The sequence below is a fragment of the Arthrobacter sp. alpha11c genome, assembly GCF_054149985.1.
Genome location: NZ_CP196747.1, coordinates 4,314,770 through 4,330,683, shown reverse-complemented (window position 1 = coordinate 4,330,683; position 15,914 = coordinate 4,314,770). Strand labels below are relative to the sequence as shown.

Annotated in this window: 18 protein-coding genes and 1 riboswitch; of the genes, 9 read left to right on the top strand and 9 right to left on the bottom strand. The window is 63.1% G+C overall.

Annotated elements, in window-relative coordinates; genetic code table 11:
• Positions 1 to 4 precede the first annotated feature (4 nt).
• The 3 genes from modA to ACTAQJ_RS20145 all read right to left on the bottom strand — a co-directional run bounded on the left by modA (position 5) and on the right by ACTAQJ_RS20145 (position 1,416).
• Positions 5 to 793 carry a molybdate ABC transporter substrate-binding protein gene (gene modA / locus ACTAQJ_RS20155; protein WP_498698839.1) on the bottom strand — a complete coding sequence of 263 codons (789 nt, stop codon included), beginning with the start codon at positions 791 to 793 and terminating at the stop codon, positions 5 to 7.
• Positions 790 to 1,200 (bottom strand): TOBE domain-containing protein, encoded by a 411-nt coding sequence (locus ACTAQJ_RS20150; protein WP_498698837.1) that lies wholly within the window; start codon positions 1,198 to 1,200, stop codon positions 790 to 792. Before ACTAQJ_RS20150 ends, modA begins: the two co-directional genes overlap by 4 nt.
• Positions 1,201 to 1,269: 69 nt before the next feature.
• Positions 1,270 to 1,416, bottom strand: a complete 147-nt coding sequence (locus tag ACTAQJ_RS20145) for a hypothetical protein (RefSeq protein ID WP_498698835.1) — start codon at positions 1,414 to 1,416, stop codon at positions 1,270 to 1,272.
• Between the two features lie 72 nt (positions 1,417 to 1,488).
• Between ACTAQJ_RS20145 and ACTAQJ_RS20140 the strand changes: the two genes are divergently transcribed.
• The 3 genes from ACTAQJ_RS20140 (at position 1,489) to ACTAQJ_RS20130 (ending at position 4,586) form a co-directional block, all read left to right on the top strand.
• Entirely contained in the window at positions 1,489 to 2,823 is a 1,335-nt protein-coding gene (locus tag ACTAQJ_RS20140; RefSeq protein WP_498698832.1) for an FAD-binding oxidoreductase, read from the top strand.
• A gap of 132 nt (positions 2,824 to 2,955) precedes the next feature.
• The gene (locus tag ACTAQJ_RS20135) at positions 2,956 to 3,825 is read left to right on the top strand and encodes a DUF4031 domain-containing protein (protein WP_498698830.1); all 870 of its coding nucleotides are present in this window, start codon (positions 2,956 to 2,958) and stop codon (positions 3,823 to 3,825) included.
• Complete coding sequence (locus ACTAQJ_RS20130; RefSeq protein ID WP_431116753.1) at positions 3,822 to 4,586, top strand: 2-phosphosulfolactate phosphatase; 765 nt, start codon at positions 3,822 to 3,824, stop codon at positions 4,584 to 4,586. The genes ACTAQJ_RS20135 and ACTAQJ_RS20130 overlap by 4 nt, the downstream gene beginning before the upstream one ends.
• 71 nt (positions 4,587 to 4,657) lie before the next feature.
• Here ACTAQJ_RS20130 and ACTAQJ_RS20125 read toward each other — a convergent pair whose 3' ends face one another.
• The 3 genes from ACTAQJ_RS20125 to ACTAQJ_RS20115 all read right to left on the bottom strand — a co-directional run bounded on the left by ACTAQJ_RS20125 (position 4,658) and on the right by ACTAQJ_RS20115 (position 6,484).
• Positions 4,658 to 5,059 carry a YccF domain-containing protein gene (locus ACTAQJ_RS20125; protein WP_216926600.1) on the bottom strand — a complete coding sequence of 134 codons (402 nt, stop codon included), beginning with the start codon at positions 5,057 to 5,059 and terminating at the stop codon, positions 4,658 to 4,660.
• 87 nt (positions 5,060 to 5,146) lie between these two features.
• A complete protein-coding gene (locus tag ACTAQJ_RS20120; RefSeq protein WP_216926601.1) occupies positions 5,147 to 5,596 on the bottom strand; it encodes an SRPBCC family protein in 450 nt (149 codons plus the stop codon).
• 291 nt (positions 5,597 to 5,887) lie between these two features.
• Positions 5,888 to 6,484 carry a phosphoribosylanthranilate isomerase gene (locus ACTAQJ_RS20115; RefSeq protein WP_431120318.1) on the bottom strand — a complete coding sequence of 199 codons (597 nt, stop codon included), beginning with the start codon at positions 6,482 to 6,484 and terminating at the stop codon, positions 5,888 to 5,890.
• Positions 6,485 to 6,581: 97 nt separating this feature from the next.
• Between ACTAQJ_RS20115 and ACTAQJ_RS20110 the strand changes: the two genes are divergently transcribed.
• The 5 genes from ACTAQJ_RS20110 to ACTAQJ_RS20090 all read left to right on the top strand — a co-directional run bounded on the left by ACTAQJ_RS20110 (position 6,582) and on the right by ACTAQJ_RS20090 (position 9,820).
• On the top strand, positions 6,582 to 7,229 hold the full coding sequence (locus tag ACTAQJ_RS20110) for a HutD/Ves family protein (RefSeq protein WP_498698828.1): 648 nt from the start codon (positions 6,582 to 6,584) through the stop codon (positions 7,227 to 7,229).
• A 57-nt stretch (positions 7,230 to 7,286) separates the two neighbouring features.
• A riboswitch (guanidine-III (ykkC-III) riboswitch) is annotated at positions 7,287 to 7,352 on the top strand.
• A gap of 9 nt (positions 7,353 to 7,361) precedes the next feature.
• Entirely contained in the window at positions 7,362 to 7,676 is a 315-nt protein-coding gene (locus tag ACTAQJ_RS20105; protein ID WP_431116755.1) for a DMT family transporter, read from the top strand.
• Positions 7,677 to 7,678: 2 nt separating this feature from the next.
• Positions 7,679 to 8,065 (top strand): DMT family transporter, encoded by a 387-nt coding sequence (locus tag ACTAQJ_RS20100; RefSeq protein ID WP_498698826.1) that lies wholly within the window; start codon positions 7,679 to 7,681, stop codon positions 8,063 to 8,065.
• A gap of 87 nt (positions 8,066 to 8,152) precedes the next feature.
• On the top strand, positions 8,153 to 9,160 hold the full coding sequence (locus ACTAQJ_RS20095) for an aldo/keto reductase (protein WP_498698824.1): 1,008 nt from the start codon (positions 8,153 to 8,155) through the stop codon (positions 9,158 to 9,160).
• A 9-nt stretch (positions 9,161 to 9,169) separates the two neighbouring features.
• Positions 9,170 to 9,820 (top strand): MBL fold metallo-hydrolase, encoded by a 651-nt coding sequence (locus tag ACTAQJ_RS20090; protein ID WP_498698821.1) that lies wholly within the window; start codon positions 9,170 to 9,172, stop codon positions 9,818 to 9,820.
• Positions 9,821 to 9,834: 14 nt separating this feature from the next.
• Here ACTAQJ_RS20090 and ACTAQJ_RS20085 read toward each other — a convergent pair whose 3' ends face one another.
• Together ACTAQJ_RS20085 and ACTAQJ_RS20080 are read right to left on the bottom strand one after the other, a co-directional pair.
• The gene (locus tag ACTAQJ_RS20085) at positions 9,835 to 11,586 is read right to left on the bottom strand and encodes a DEAD/DEAH box helicase (protein ID WP_498698818.1); all 1,752 of its coding nucleotides are present in this window, start codon (positions 11,584 to 11,586) and stop codon (positions 9,835 to 9,837) included.
• A gap of 289 nt (positions 11,587 to 11,875) precedes the next feature.
• A complete protein-coding gene (locus ACTAQJ_RS20080) occupies positions 11,876 to 13,276 on the bottom strand; it encodes an MFS transporter (protein WP_498698816.1) in 1,401 nt (466 codons plus the stop codon).
• Positions 13,277 to 13,344: 68 nt separating this feature from the next.
• Between ACTAQJ_RS20080 and soxR the strand changes: the two genes are divergently transcribed.
• The gene (gene soxR / locus ACTAQJ_RS20075; protein WP_498698814.1) at positions 13,345 to 13,806 is read left to right on the top strand and encodes a redox-sensitive transcriptional activator SoxR; all 462 of its coding nucleotides are present in this window, start codon (positions 13,345 to 13,347) and stop codon (positions 13,804 to 13,806) included.
• Between the two features lie 5 nt (positions 13,807 to 13,811).
• Here the strand turns inward: soxR and ACTAQJ_RS20070 are convergent, their stop codons facing one another.
• Entirely contained in the window at positions 13,812 to 15,809 is a 1,998-nt protein-coding gene (locus ACTAQJ_RS20070; protein WP_498698812.1) for an FG-GAP-like repeat-containing protein, read from the bottom strand.
• Positions 15,810 to 15,914: the final 105 nt, after the last annotated feature.

Here is a 15,914-nt window from a genome sequence, read left to right as displayed (position 1 = left end):
GATCCTATGAGGGGCCGAAGCCAGCGTCGCTGAGGACCTTCTGGCCTTCGCTGCCGGTGACCATGGCAATGAAGGCACGGGCGAGCTCCGTGTTCTTGCTGGTGCCCACTGTGGCAATCGGATACGTATTGACGGCCTTGCCGGACTCCGGGAACGGAATCCCCTTGACCTTGTTCCCGGCACCCTTGATGTCCGTGACATAAACCAGTCCCGCGTCCGCTTCCTGCGAAACGACCTTGCCGAGCACGTCGCTGACTGACGACTCTTCGCTGACCGGGCTCAAGGTTGTCCCCGAGGCCTTCTCGATGGTCTCCGTGGCCGCACCGCAAGGAACCTGGCTGGCGCACACCACAACTTTGACGCCTGGCTTGGACAGATCCGCGAAGGACGAGATCGACGCCGGGTTGCTGGGCGGGACGGCGATCTCCAGTACGTTCGTGGCAAAGTTTTTGGCAGTTCCGACAACGAGCTTCGCGTCAGCCAGTTTCGCCATGTTCTTGTTGTCCGCGGAGGCAAACACATCCGCGGGGGCACCCTGGGTAATCTGCGTTGCCAAGTCTGCGGAACCGGCGAAGCTGAGGTTCACTTTGGTGCCGGGGTTTTTGGATTCGAAGTCCTGGGCCAGTTGGGTGAACGTTGCTTTGAGGGACGCCGCAGCGAAGATTGTGATCGTGCCACTCGGCTGATTCCCGGTTGCAGCTGGGCCTGTGGTGTTGGAAGCACAGCCCGCCATGCCGGCCGCCAGAGCTGCCGCAACCAAGAGCGCGGTGACGTTGGTGCGGATGTTCGTCATACGATGCTCTTTCCGTGCGGCGTTTCGATGATGACGGTAGTGGCCTTCACTACCGCTGTAGCCACTGACCCGAGTTCCAAGCCCAACTCGCGCACGGCTTCGCTGCTCATCAGCGACACCACGCGGAACGGCCCACATTGGAGCTCCACCTGTGCCATGACCTTGTCTGCGGTAATGCCCGTGACCAGACCGACGAAGCGGTTCCGGGCTGAACTGCCTGTGCGGGCGGGATCGTCCGGAAGGTGGGACTGATCGCGGGCAACCTTGGCGAGTTCCAGCCCGTCCACGGCGAGTCGTCCTGCTGCGTCCTTCCGGGCAGTGAGGGTTCCATTCTCGGTCCAACGCCTCACAGTGTCGTCGCTGACACCAAGGAAGCGGGCTGCTTCAGAAATCCGTATTTGCGGCATCTTTTGATTCTAGATCCGTATATGCGGTTCGCGCAGTTTGATTCGTTCGCAAACGAAAAATGACAATTTTCAGTGTGGCAGGCCGCGGCGCCGAATAGCCTGCCTGGTGCGCCTCTTTCCGTCCGAGGCAACCGCAAGCGCCGGTGCGCCGCGCTCGTAGAGGTGCGGGCCGCCGTCGTCCGCTCCGAGAAGCAGCCGAAAGGGATCCGTAAGCAATACCCATGGCTCCTTGGCAGGCGCAGCCGTACCCTGATCTAGGGAGAGAGTCTCGACGCGGAGGAGCGTCCCATGGAATGGATTCGTCCGGATAACCAGGACTATGAGCAAGCCCGAAAAGTCTTCAATGCGATGATCGACCGTCGCCCGGCCGTGATCGCCAAATGTTCAAATCCCGACGAAGTGGCTGAGGCCCTCAAGTACGCCCGCATCCACAACCTGGACGTTGCGGTGCGTTCGGGTGGGCACTCAGTGGCGGGCATGTCCACCAACGACGATGGACTGGTGGTTGACGTCCGTCCCATGAAATCCATCAGCGTGAACCCTGAAATGAAGACTGTCAAAGCCGGGGCAGGGCTCACCTGGGGCGAATTCGACCGAGCCACCCAGCAACATGGTTTGGCTGTCACAGGCGGCCGTGCCTCCACCACGGGCGTCTCCGGTTTTACCTTGGGCGGTGGCTCGGGCTGGCTGGAACGGGCCTACGGCTTCGCTTGCGACAACCTGCTCTCCGTGGATCTGGTCACCGCGTCCGGCGAACAGGTGACGGCGAGCCCTGGCGAAAACCCGGAATTGTTCTGGGCCCTGCACGGGGGTGGTGGCAACTTCGGTGTGGCCACCTCCTTCACTTTTCAACTCCACGATCTTGGACCTACGGTCATGGCCGGTCTCATGTTGTTCCCTGGCGAAGCGGCCACGGACGTGTCGCGGGCTTTCCGCGGGCTTGCCCTTGAGGCTCCAGACACCGTGGGCACGGCACTTGTGTACCTGACTGCTCCGCCGGAGGAGTTCGTCCCGAAGGACATGGTTGGCAAACTCGCTATCGGGATGGCCTATTTGTATGCAGGCGACGTGGAAGCCGGCGAGGAGCATGCCAAACCATTCAAGGAACTCGGCCCCTCTGTGGACCTGGTTGCGCCCATGGAATACGCCGACTTCCAGTGCATGATCGATGACCCTCCGGACCACTACAACTATTGGAGCGCCGACTATCACAACGAACTCAACGACGACGCACTGGACCTACTGGTCGAGTCGGCGCACAGGCTTCCCGGGGTTCAATCGCAGCAGTTGATAGCTCGTTGGGGCGGAGCCGTGGGAGGGCCTGCCGCTGCGAACACACCATTGCAGCACCGTGGCGCGGCCTGGGTCAGCCATCCCTTCGGCTTGTCCGAGACTCGAGAGGGCGGGCAGGAGGCCAAGGCCTGGGTGAAGCAGTTCCGAAAGGACATTGCCCCGCACACCACCGGCGGAGTCTGGCTGAACTTCATTGGTGACGAAGGCCAAGACCGCATCATGGCAGCATACGGAGAGCAGAACTACAGGCGCCTGTCCTTGGTCAAGCGCGACTTCGATCCCGATAACGTGTTCAGGGGCAACCAGAACATCTTGCCGGCCGAGCACTGAGATTCCTTATGCTCCTTCCCAGTTGCTGTGAACCACGCAGGCAGTGAAGCCTGTGTTTCCGGGGCGGACGCTCGGCGGTAGCCGCTCCGATGACCGGTAACTGGGAAGGATCGTTTGGCTTACACTTTGGCAATGGCCGTATATGTCGATCCGCCCCTGTGGCCCGCCCACGGCACCGTGTTTTCACATCTGGTATCGGACAAGTCCTTGGACGAGCTTCACGCTTTCGCCGCGGCGGCCGGAGTCCCCGAAAGGGCGTTCGACGGCGACCACTACGACGTTCCTGAACGCCGCTACAACGATCTCGTCGCGGCGGGTGCCATTCCCGTGGAGGCAAGGGTGCTGGTGCGGAAACTCATCGCGAGCGGCCTTCGCATTCCAGCGCGTGAACGCAGCAAAGCCCTCACCGTCCCGTTGATGGAGCGCTGGAACAGCACCTACCCCGGGCACGAGGAACTCGGCTTGGAACTCCTGGAAAGGTGGGGGGACGACAGCCGTAAGTACCACAGCCGGACCCACTTGCTCGCCGTCCTCGAAGCCCTGGACATTTTGACGGAGCCCGCCCTCCCCGCCCGCACAGTCACACTGGCCGCCTGGTTCCACGACGCCGTCTATGAAGGTGTCGCAGGGCAGGACGAGGAAGAGTCCGCGCTTCTTGCGGAGGACCGATTGACTGCTGCGCGGCTTGCCCCGGACGACGTCGCCGAGGTCGCCCGACTGGTCCGGCTCACAGCCGAACACAATCCCAAACCCGGCGACCATGCCGGAGCCCTCCTCTGCGACGCCGATCTCTCAGTACTCGGAGGCGACGAACAGTCCTACGCTCGCTACCTGGGCGCCGTCCGGGAAGACTACGCCCACGTCAGCGACGACGACTTCGCCAAGGGGCGTGCCGCCGTCGTGCGTCATCTGCTGTCACTGGACCCTCTCTTCCATGGCGAACGGGCCAAGGCGCTCTGGCTCGACGCAGCCCGCCGCAACCTCACGGCCGAACTCGCATGAGCGAAGCCGGAGCGCCCCAGCGGCAGTTGCCGTACTCGGTCCGGTTCGAATGGGGTCTCGACGGCGCCCGCGCCATAGTGCCTCGGGCGGACCTTGCCGTGGTGGTTGACGTTCTATCGTTCACCACCTGCGTGAGCGTCGCCGTGGATCGGGGAGCGGCCGTATTTCCCTACCCGATGCGGGATGCTGCGGCGAGTGAGTTCGCCGCTCATCATCAGGCTGCGCTGGCCGGACCGCGTGGCGGGGAAGGGTTGAGTTTGTCGCCGTCGAGCCTGCGTCATGCGCCCCACCTGGAGCGTGTGGTCCTGCCATCGCCCAACGGCTCGACGCTGAGCCATGAGCTCGCCAACTCAGCACGGCAAGTAGTGGCCGTGTGCCTGCGCAACGCCGCAGCGACCGCCGACTGGGTCCATGCCACGTTGCCTCCTGATGCGGTAATTTCTGTGATCGCCGCAGGTGAGAAGTGGACCAATGGCTCGTTGCGGCCAGCATTGGAGGACGAGCTTGGAGCAGGAGCGTTCATCGCCGGTTTAGCAGGATCTGGGCGCCGCAATTTCTCGCCTGAAGCCGGGTCTGCGGCCGCGGCCTTCGACGCCGCCGAGCCCAAGCTGGCCTCGGTGCTGCGCGGCTGCTCCAGCGGGCGGGAACTAATCGACTCAGGCTTCACTGAAGACGTGGCAATCGCCGCCGAGTTGGATGGCAGCACGGTGGTTGCTTTGCTGACGGATGGGGCTTTTCAGGGCGCCGGTCCCACCGATTAGACGACTCGCTGCAGGCCAGACGGTAGGAATCGTCTGCCCTGCAGCGAGTCGTCTAAATGGAGCGGATCAGCTCAGCGATAGGTGCTGACGAACGGCTGGTTGGTCGGCACAATCTGCTTGCCGAGAGGCATGAGCGACACAGGGATCAGTTTCAGGTTGGCGATGGCAAGCGGGATACCGATGATGGTGATGGCCATGGCGAAAGCAGTGACCACGTGGCCGATCGCAATCCAGATACCCGCCACCAACAGCCAAATCACGTTGCCCAGAAGTGCGAAGACACCCGTTCCGCCGGGCTTCTCCACCACCATCCGGCCAAACGGCCACAAGCAATAAGCGCCGATCCGGAACGAAGCGATGCCCCAAGGAATGGTCACAATGAGCACGCAGCAGATAATGCCTGCTGCGAAATAGCCCAAGGCCAACCAGAAACCACCGAAGACCAGCCAAATGATGTTGAGCAGCGTTTTCATAGTCTCAATTCTCCCTTGCCGGACCGACATTAAGCCTAAGGGTCTGCCCTGAATCGGCCCTGACTTTGATGACGTATCAGGGGCGATTTAGTCCAGCAACGCGTCCAGCTTGTCGAACGAGGTGCCCCAGCCGTCCCGTGTCATTTCCACCCATTCTTCCGATGCGAAGGGGCCCTGGGTGAGATGCATCCGGGTACGTCCGTTGAGGTCTTCGAATTCGAGGTGCATTTCCTCGTACTCATGATCTGCGTCGGGAGCAGCCTTTGCCCTTGCTACGAGGAGCGCGGGTGCATCCAGCTCCGTGATGACAGCTTCGATGGGCGCTTCCTGCTCACCCTCATCGTCCGTCCATGCCATGACCACTTGCCAGATTCCGCCCACGCGGGGCTCCACGATGATCTTGTCGCGGGGAGCATCCACTTCCACGGGACCGAACCACTTGGTGAGCTGATCGGGGTCCATCCAGGCGTCAAAGATCCGCTCACGCGGGGCGTCGAACTCGCGGATCATGGTCAGGGTGTGCTGTTCCGTGCTCATTGCTTGGGCTCCTCGTGTGGTCCGTTAGCTTGGTCCCGTGCTTGGTTCCGTGTTTGGTTCCGGGTGTAAGTCCAGTGGCGTGTTCCAGTGAATCGTGTCGTCGTGAGCGAGTCTAGGGTGTGCCAGCCTAAGTCCAACGTTCTCTCACATCATCACCCGAATTCCCCAACGTTCTCTCACATCATGAACGGTTCGCGGGTGTCCGGCCGGCAGGACGTGAGAGAACGTCAGGCCAAAAGCCGCAGGACGTGATAGAGGAACGGCCGAAAAGCGGCAGGATGTGCGAGAACGTCAGGCCTTTGCAGCTTTCACGAACGCGCGGATCTTCGCCAGGTCCTTGACTCCCCGGGACGACTCCACACCTGAGGAAACGTCCACGCCCCAGGCATCCGCCGCAGCGGCAGCGAAGGCAACGTTGCCGGGTTCGAGACCGCCTGCGAGCAACCACTCCCGGTCACCCAGTCCCTTGGCCCGCACTGACGCATAGTCCCAGGACTCTCCAGAACCCGGCACGGCTGCATCGATCAAGAGCAGATCCTCGCCCAGATCACTGAACTCGTCCGGCGCGGCACCCATGGTGACGGCCCGGATGAGCCGCATCCCGGCGTCGTGCACTGTTTTGACGTCCTCGGCAGTCCGGGTGCCGTGCAGCTGAACCCAGGTGAGACCTGCGGCGCGCGCAACAGAAACGGCGTCGGAGGCAGGCTCATGCCGGAAAACAGCCACAGCATGAACACCTGCGGGCACCAGCGGCAGCAGGATACGCACCTGGTCAGGACTGACTTCACGTGGGCTGGACGTCAGCACGAAGCCGACGGCGTCCGCCCCGGCGTCCACGGCGGAGCGCACGGATTCGGGCGTGCTCAAGCCGCACACTTTGACGAACATTCCTGTGCCTCCAGCCATATTCCCAACGTTTTCCACATATGACGTTAGCAAGCCGCAATGCCAACGCAGAAGCTGTGTCCACCACTAGGCTGGTCGGATGGAGATTATCCGCTTTGCCGACATCCACCCCGAACCGTGGCGCAACGGAGGGGGGGTGACTCGCGAACTCGCCAGCCACCCGAAGGTCGCCTCGGCCCAGGACGGTGCATGGGATTGGCGCGTCAGCATCGCCGACGTCTCCAAGGCTGGGGACTTCTCCAATTTTCCGGGCATGGAACGGGTCATCACCATCATTGACGGTGAGTTGCTGCTGCTGACCGTCGACGGCGAAGAGCACCCGCTGGAGAAGTATCGTCCGTTCCGTTTCTCCGGCGAGGCAGCATCGTCAGCCACGCTACCCACCGGGGATATCCGCGACCTCAACGTCATCGCTCGCGCCAGCGCGTTCAAGGGGTACACGTCCATCGTCGAGATCTCCAAGAAACGCGCACACCCCGTGTTCGAGGGCCAGTTGGCCGTGCTCCTGGAAGGCAAGGCGACGGTCGCGCCTGGCGCGGATCCGGAGGAAGGCGCCGATGTGGAGGAAGAAGCCGACGGCGGCACGCCGGCTCCCAGCGCCGCCGAACCGATTGAGCTGCACCGCTACGACGCCGTGGTGGGCTCGGATACGCGGAGCCCCGAGATCTCGGGCCGGGGTTTTGTTGCCGTGATCTCCATCGACAAAGTGGACCCCGCAAACGCCTGAGCTGGTGACTTTGGCCACCAGAAGTGGCCATGGTCTGCAGGAGTTGCTAGCCTGAAACGAAGGTTCCGCTCTGGAACCTCCGGACGACGGTTCAGTACCCGGCACGCGACAAGACTGGCCAAAGGATCTGTCATGTCGTGGTTAATTCTCATTCTCTCCGGAGCGCTCGAGGCCGTTTGGGCTGCTGCCCTTCACCGCTCAAAGGGCTTCCGCAAGCCCGTCCCCACAGTCGTTTTCCTGATAAGTGTCATCGCCAGTACCGGCGGCCTCGCGATCGCCATGCAATCCATTCCTACTGGTACGGCGTACGCGGTGTGGGTGGGTGTCGGCGTCGTCCTGACGTCGGCTTACGCCATGGTCACCAAGGTGGAACGCGCGACGACGGCCCGGCTGCTGTTGCTCGCAGGTATCGGCGCTTGTGTGGTTGGCCTGAAGGTGGTGGCGTAGCCATGGCTGCAACAACCACCACAACCCTGAACTCTGCGAAGAACGGCGTCTTCTGGCTGGTTCTCCTTGCTTCAGCCGTCCTCGAAGCCGTGTGGGCCACTGCTCTGGGACTCTCCAACGGCTTCACCCAACTGGCGCCCACCGTGGTATTCGCGGTGACGGCGACATTGAGCATGCTCGGACTTGGGATCGCGGTGAAGCGGATCCCGTTGGGCACCGCTTACGCAGTATGGGTGGGAATCGGCGCGGCGCTGACTGTTGGCTGGGCCATGATCACGGGTGTGGAATCCGCGAGTCCGCTGAAGCTGATCTTTATCGCCGGAATCGTGGGCTGTGCTGCCGGTTTGAAGGCGTTGCCGTCCGATAAACCCGTATCCAAGGCCGAGTAGCCAGCCTCATGTAGGAATACCCATCGCGATCACGGAGTTCACGCCCACAAAGGGCACTTCGAATACCAACACGCATGGGAGAAGTTCATGACTGCAGTTCAACTCGGCGATGGCCTTACTGTTAGCCCCCTCGGCTTTGGCGGCATGGCCCTGACACCGGTCTATGGGGGAATCGACCCCGATGAAGCCCTGCAAACCCTGAGGCATGCGGTGGATGCGGGAATCACCTTCATCGACACCGCGGATGTTTACGGCGCCGGAAGCAACGAGGAGTTGGTGGGCAGGCTCCTGAAGGGGCGGCGTGACGAGATCCAGTTGGCAACAAAATTCGGGATAGAGGGCAACGCCGCGAACGGGTACACGGGAGTTCGCGGCGATGCGCCCTACGTCAGGCACGCGGCAGAAGCTAGCCTCCGCCGTCTGGACACTGACGTGATTGACCTCTACTACCTGCACCGCCGTGACCTCCGCGTTCCGATAGTGGAAACCGTGGAGGCCATCGCGGAGCTGGTCCGTGAGGGCAAGGTTCGGCACCTGGGACTGTCTGAGGTGACAGCCGAGGAGCTCCGGCAGGCCAACGCCGTCCATCCCATTGCCGCGGTCCAGAGTGAATGGTCAATCTGGAGCAGGGATGTTGAGCAAAACGTTGTTCCTGCAGCAAAGGAACTCGGTGTCGGCTTTGTGCCTTATTCGCCGCTCGGCCGCGGGTTCCTCACGGGAACCATTAGCGCGAGCGACTTGGGCGAAAACGACTTCCGCCACAAGATTCCCCGCTTTGGTGGCGGGGCCCTCGATGCAAACCAGGCCGTAGTGGCCGCAGTTCGCGAGGTAGCCGATGACCTGGGTGCAACTCCAGCCCAGGTAGCACTGGCTTGGCTGTTCGCCCAAGGCAAGCGCCTTGGGCTGCCGGTGGTTCCCATCCCCGGTACGCGCAAAACGCACCGCATTGACGAGAACCTTGGCGCGCTTTCCCTGCAACTGGGTACAGCGCAACTTGAGGTGCTCGACCAAGCCGCGGACGCCGTCGTGGGTTCACGTTCTGCCGATCCCAACTGGGTGTCGCAGGGCCGCGAAGCCAACACGACCACTGCATAGACTGAGCCGATGGATTCGCTTATTCACTCATCGCGTGACGTCACCATCCGGAGCATCTCGGTCAGCGAGATGAACAACAATGTGTATCTGCTGACCTCGAAAGCCACAGGCGTGCAGCTGTTGATCGACGCCGCCGACGACCTTCCAGCCATTCAGCAACTCCTGAAGGACAGCGAAACGGATACTTCCGAGGTGCCGAAGCTCGTCCGAATCGCTACCACCCACCAGCATTGGGACCACATCCGCGCCTTGGGTGAGCTGGTTTCAGCTACCGGCGCCAGCACTTCTGCGGGAGCGGACGACGCCGATGCGCTGCCGGTTCCGGTAGATGTCCGGCTTGGTCACGGCGACGTCGAGCGGTTCGGCGACTTCGAGATCACGGCGATCCACCTGCGTGGACACACCCCTGGCTCGATCGCTTTCGTTTACCAGGATCCGGATGGGCCTGCCCACATTTTCAGTGGGGACTCGTTGTTTCCCGGAGGCGTCGGCAATACACAGGGCGATCCTTCACGTTTCACTTCACTGTTGAACGACGTGAAAGAGCGGCTGTTCGACGCCTACCCGGACGAGACCGTGGTGCATCCGGGCCATGGATTGCCCACGACCCTCGGAGCCGAGCGGCCACACCTTGAGGAGTGGCGCGCCCGCGGCTGGTGAGGCATGCGGAGGTATTAGCGGCCGCGACGCTCGTTCGAAGCCGGTGCCGATGCACGGCGCGGGCCACTGCGTGCCGGACGACCAGCACCGGAGCCACCGCGGCCGGAGTTGCCGGATGCACCCGAGCCCGAACCGTAGGATCCGCCGGACGCAGCGCCCGTTGCGGAAGACCAAACAGCCTTGTTTCCGCCAGTACGGGTGCTCGTGGTGGATGCGGTGCGCGGAGCCGAGGCTGAGCGCTGGCCACCGGTAGCAGCACGCTGGCCTGAAGCGGGACGACCACTACGACCGCCCTGACCCTGCGAGCCGGGAACGTCGTTGCGGTGCGTGGCACCAGCCTTGCCGCGACCGCGTGAGCTGCGGGCGACGTCGTCGTTCATTGCTGCGCGACGATCGGCGCGGTTGATGTCGGTGCGAACCGGCTCAGCTGCCACCTTGCCGCGTCCGCCGCGACCGCCACGGCCACCCGTGGTGGGTGCAGCCTGGCCGCCGGTTCGGCGTGCGCGCTTGCGCTGGGCATTGGCGCCGGTGGAGGTTCCGCCACCCTGCGGTGCTTTCGCCGCGAGGAGCGCTGCACGGGTGCGGGGATCAACCTTGTCCGCGATGTCGCCCACGAGCTCGGCGACCAGCGGCGAGTTGGCAGTGACGCGCTCGAACGATACGTCCACGCCGGCTGCCTTCATGAGCTTCTTGACGTCGCTCTGCTGCTCCGGGAGCGTCAACGTGACAACGGTGCCATCGGAACCGGCACGGGCCGTGCGGCCTGAGCGGTGCAGGTACGCCTTGTGCTCTGTGGGCGGGTCAACGTGGATGACGAGTTCGACGTCGTCAACGTGCACGCCGCGGGCTGCGACGTCGGTGGCCACCAGGACGCGGACGTCACCGTTGGAGAACTCGGCCAAGTTGCGGTCGCGGGCGTTCTGCGACAGGTTGCCGTGAAGGTCGACGGCGGGGATGCCGGCGTCCGTCAGGGTCTTGGCAAGCTTGCGGGCGTGGTGCTTGGTCCGCATGAAGAGGACGCGGCGGCCAGCGCCGGAGGCCAGTTCGACGATGAGCTGCTTCTTGACGGTCTGATCGTTGACTACCAGGACGTGGTGTTCCATGGTGGTGACGGCAGCCTGCGGGTCATCCACGGAGTGCGTCAGCGGGTTGGAGAGGTAACGGTTGACCAGCTTGTCAACACCGTTGTCCAACGTCGCGGAGAAGAGCAGGCGCTGACCCTGGGTGGGGGTCATGTCCATGAGCTTCTTGACTACCGGGAGGAAGCCGAGGTCAGCCATGTGGTCGGCCTCGTCCAAGACGGTGACCTCAACGGCTTCGAGGGTCAGGATGCGCTGGCGGATCAGGTCTTCAAGGCGGCCCGGGCAGGCGATGACGATGTCGACGCCGGCGCGCAGCGCCTTTTCCTGGCGTGCCTGGGAGATGCCGCCGTAGATCACCGTGGTGTTCAGGCCCATGGCCTTGGCCAACGGCTCGATGGTGGCGTTGATCTGGGTTGCGAGTTCACGCGTCGGAGCAAGGACGAGGCCCATGGGGCGGCCCGGCTTGCGGAAGTGCTTGGCTTCACGCTCGGCCAAGCGGGCCACGAGCGGGATGGCGAAAGCGATGGTCTTGCCGGAGCCGGTGCGGCCTCGACCCAGGACGTCGCGGCCTGCGAGCGTATCCGGGAGGGTCTTCACCTGGATGGGGAATGCCTCTTCGATGCCATCTGCGGCGAGGGAATCAGCAATAGCCTTGGGCGTGCCAAGGGCAGCAAAAGTAGTCATGTACTTATGTCTTTCGGGCGGTGTCCAGTTGCGGACATCGGCCCCCGACGCCGGTTGGGCCAGGGGTTCGCCGAGGAAAAGTCAGGTGGTCTACCGGTTCGCTGCTGGAGCGTTGGCCGGGACCAAATGGAAGCGTTCATCGACGCAGGATGTGCCTCTCACATGAAAAATGCCCCGTCACGTAGCCTGCTGGGCCACCTGCTTCAGGGCGTCACCGCACATCAAGTGTTCCCAGTCTAGCAGTGTTCGGCGTCCGGTCCTGCATCGGGCTGGTCCAGCCTGCGTTGCGCTACTGATGGAGCGAGGGCTCAGGCTGGGTTTCCCGCGTTGTGGAGGCCCCCGCCCGGGTGGCGACCCGTGGGGCTATGACGACCCCGACGGCGGCGATCACAGCCGTCAGTGCGAAGACCCCCGCAAACGGGTTCGTCGTCGTAAATGCTGCGAAGACGAGTCCCGTGGCGGCGAGGGCCAGGGCGCCGCCCAAGGAGTCGGAGATGGACATCGCTGCGCTGTTGAAGCCCTGGTTATCCTCACTGGACAGCGCCAACGTCATCACCGAGAGCCGCGGATACATGAGCCCCATACCACCGCCGGCAAGGATCCAGCCTCCGATGGCAATGGCCGCCGGCAGCGCCAATGCCGCTGTCACCAACGCCAGCACTATGGCCACCAGCACCAGCGCAGCACCAATTTTCACGGCGAGGTCATCGGCCAACTTGGAACCCAACCGGCCCTGCAGAGCGGATGCTCCTGCCCATGCGAGCGCTGCGCCGGTCAGCGTGAGCCCGGCAAACGTCGGCGTAAAGGCGTACTGTTCGGTCAGCAGGTACGGCAGGTAGACCTCCGCGCCGAAAAACGCTGCGGATGCCAAACCGCGGGTGAGGATCACGCTGGGAAGGCCTCGGCGGGCGACCAGTGTTCCGCGCGGGACCAACGGCCGTACCGCCACAACAGCAAGGACAAGCGCGACGACGGCAATCACCCCGCCCACGCCCGGCACCTCTGCTGACAGGTTCAGCGCGAGGACGGTCAGGGCAGCCAGCGCCGCCCAACCCATGCGGCCGAAGGCCCAGGGCACGCGCTGGGTATCTTCTTCGGAATCGGGAGCCATCCCCCGCACGGCCGGCACCACCATCAGCAGCGCTGGAACAACCAGCCCTACCACGCCCAGGAACACCCAGTGCCAACTGCTGAGCTGTGCCACGATACCCGCCGCGAACGGGCCCACGAGTGAAGGGATCACCCAGGAAGCGGCAAACGCGGCAAAGATTTTGGGATGCAGAGCAGGCGGGTAGACCCGTGCCACGAGCACGTACAACGCAACGGTCATGGCACCGCCGCCGAGTCCCTGCACGAGCCGTCCGAGCACCAGGACTTCCATGCTCCCGGCTGTTCCTGCAATCAGCAGGCCCACAACGAAAAGTGCCACCGATGCGTACAGCGGCGCCGCCGGACCCCGACGATCGGACCAGTTACCCGCTCCCACCATGCCCATCACGCCAGTCGCCAAGGGGCCTGCGAAGGCCAGCGCATAAAGGGTGGCTCCGTCCAGGTCCCGGCTGACGAGCGGCATGATGGTGGTTACCGCCAGGGACTCGAAGGCGCTGAGGAAAACGAGCGCACAAGCACCAACGGTGGCCAGCAGGTATGGACGGCGAAGTATCCCGGCCGTTGAGGTATCAGAGGTCATGGACGTTACCCTAGAACCTCAACTAATGTTGAGGTCAATCCACCACGCCCACCACCGGAGGACCAGCCATGCCACAGGTTCCAGGCAGCGCCCACCGGCCCCTGAGCATCGGTGAGCTTTCCGAGCGCAGCGGAGTATCGCCGTCGGCCCTTCACTTCTACGAACGCAATGGGCTCATCACGGCTGAACGCACGGCCGGCAACCAGCGGCGGTACCGGCGCGAAACGCTGCGTCGGGTGGCATTCATCAAAACATCGCAAAGAGTTGGCCTTCCTCTGAAGGACATCCGTGAGGCGCTGGACTCCCTGCCGGACGGGCGGACGCCCACCAAACGGGACTGGACACGGTTATCGTCGCGGTGGCGCAAGGAACTCGACGAACGGATTGCTGCCCTGCAACACCTGCGGAACGATCTGGATGGCTGCATCGGCTGTGGTTGCCTGAGCCTGAAATCGTGCACGCTTCAGAACCCTGCCGACGAACTGGGGGCCACCGGCGCAGGAGCGCAACGCTGGAACCAGCCCGGATAATCCCTTTAGATGATCGCCGTCATGACATTCCATCCCACCCCCACCTGTACTCGCGGCGAATATCCCCCGAAGTCCTGCCCTGGGTAGAGCCAGAGAGTGCCACTGGCGTCGCGGGCAAGGATGTCCGGCACGTCGTCGCTGTCGAAGTCGCCCGGGGTGACGATTGCCGACATAACGTTCCACTCGATGCCAACCAGCAAGGGTGGGTACCAGCCACCTGAGCCGTCGGGTTCGTAGAGAAACAGGGTGCCCCAGGTGTCGCGGGCAAGGATGTCGCGCCCCGGATAGCGGAGGTTCCCAGGGCCCATGATGGCTGTCATCATGTTCCAGTTCGTACCCACCTTCGATCTCGGAAGCCACCCACCCGAGCCGTTCCCCGGATACAGCCAGAGGTCACCTGCACTATCCCGGGCAAGGACATCGGCTTTGCCATCATCATCAAAATCGCCCGGGGCCACGACGGCGGTCATCGCGTTCCAGCCGACGCCGACTTTGGAGCGGGGCAGCCAATCAGAATTGCCGTCACCCGGATACAGCCACAAATCACCGGCCTCGTCGCGGGCCAGGACATCCGGTTTGGTGTCTCCATCAAAGTCGCCAGCCGCCATCAACAGGTTCATGATGTTCCACCCGGAACCAACCTGTGAGCGGGGCAGCCAGCCTTTGTTGCCGTTTCCCGGGTACAGCCACAGGGCGCCGGCTGAGTCGCGGGCGAGAACGTCCGTAGCGCCGTCGGAGTTGTAGTCCTTCCACACGTTCTCCGGCCCTGCCGTGGTGATAGCCAAGAGGTAATCGCCCTGGTTGCCCGGAACGACGTACCCCTTGGAGCCGTCCGGGAGCATGGCGAACTGGCGGGGAAGCAGCCCATCTTCCAACAGGATGACGCCTGCTGGTTTGAGCGTCGGCAGGCTGAGCACGTTGATGTCGTGGCCCAGCACATAGAGCCGCCCACCGTCCGGACTGACTTGGACCGTGAGGGATCCCATGTTCATGACCGGGCCCTCACCGAGGCTGACCCGCGTCAGTGAATTCCCCTGCAGATCGACTTCAGCCACGTGATTATCATTGGGAATCTGGTCCACGACGAACGCCCGCGACCCATCTGGAGTGAAGCTTGGCGCCGTGGCCACGGCTTGGGTTACCACTTCCCCGATGACGGTATCCGTGGTGACGCTTGCGATGGCGATCCCGCCTTCGAGCTTGGGGTAGTACAGTTTGGATCCGTCCGGGGTCATGGACCCCCCGGTTGACGTCCCGCCGAGCGGAATAGTGCTGGTCACGGTGTTTGTAGACGTCTCGATGGCGGAGACCGATTGGTCCAGGAGATTCAGTGCGAAGACCTTGGCCCCATCCGGCGTCACAAGAATCTGCGTTGGCTCGCGACCAACGGGAATCGAGGAAACCACGGATGCCGCCGCCACATCGATGACCGCAACCGATCCCGGCGTCGAACCCGTGTCCGCAGGGGTCCCGTACACGGCCGCGTAAACGCTGGATGCGTCAGGAGTAAATGCGAGGCTGAAGACCGGGCCGTCCACGGGTATGTCCGCGACCGTGATGGCCGCGGTGTCCACGACGGTGAGGAAATGTTCCTGGAACTCGCTTGTTGCCAGGTAAACCTTGGCGCCGTCCGGGCTGACCTCCATAGCCGTAACATCCCGAACATCGATGCTCGCAGTCACGGTGTCGGTGGCAACATCGATCGAGGTGAACGCCCCGGATGCGGACACTGTGAACAGCTTGCTGCCGTCAGGGCTCGCCTCAACAAAGTGTGGGCTGGGAACATCGATCCTGGAAGGCGTCCCGAAAGTCGCCATGGGCGCGGCGATGGTAGGTGCGCTGATGGTTGGTGCGGTGGCTCCCGCGACGGCGTCGGGCTTTAGCGGTTTGGCTTGGGCTGGTAACCCTGAAGCCATGAGTGCGAAGGCCGCTGCGAATGCGACAAAGGCAGCACGCGCAGTGAACGTAGGCGTCCGGAACATCATGAATCCCCCCGGTTTCATGCGCCACTGACTTGTGTCCGGCGCTTGGATCAAACGCTAGTCACCATCGAATGGAAAAACCAGATCATTTTGTTCGTATGTGTGGTTTGCCGAATCAGCAACAGG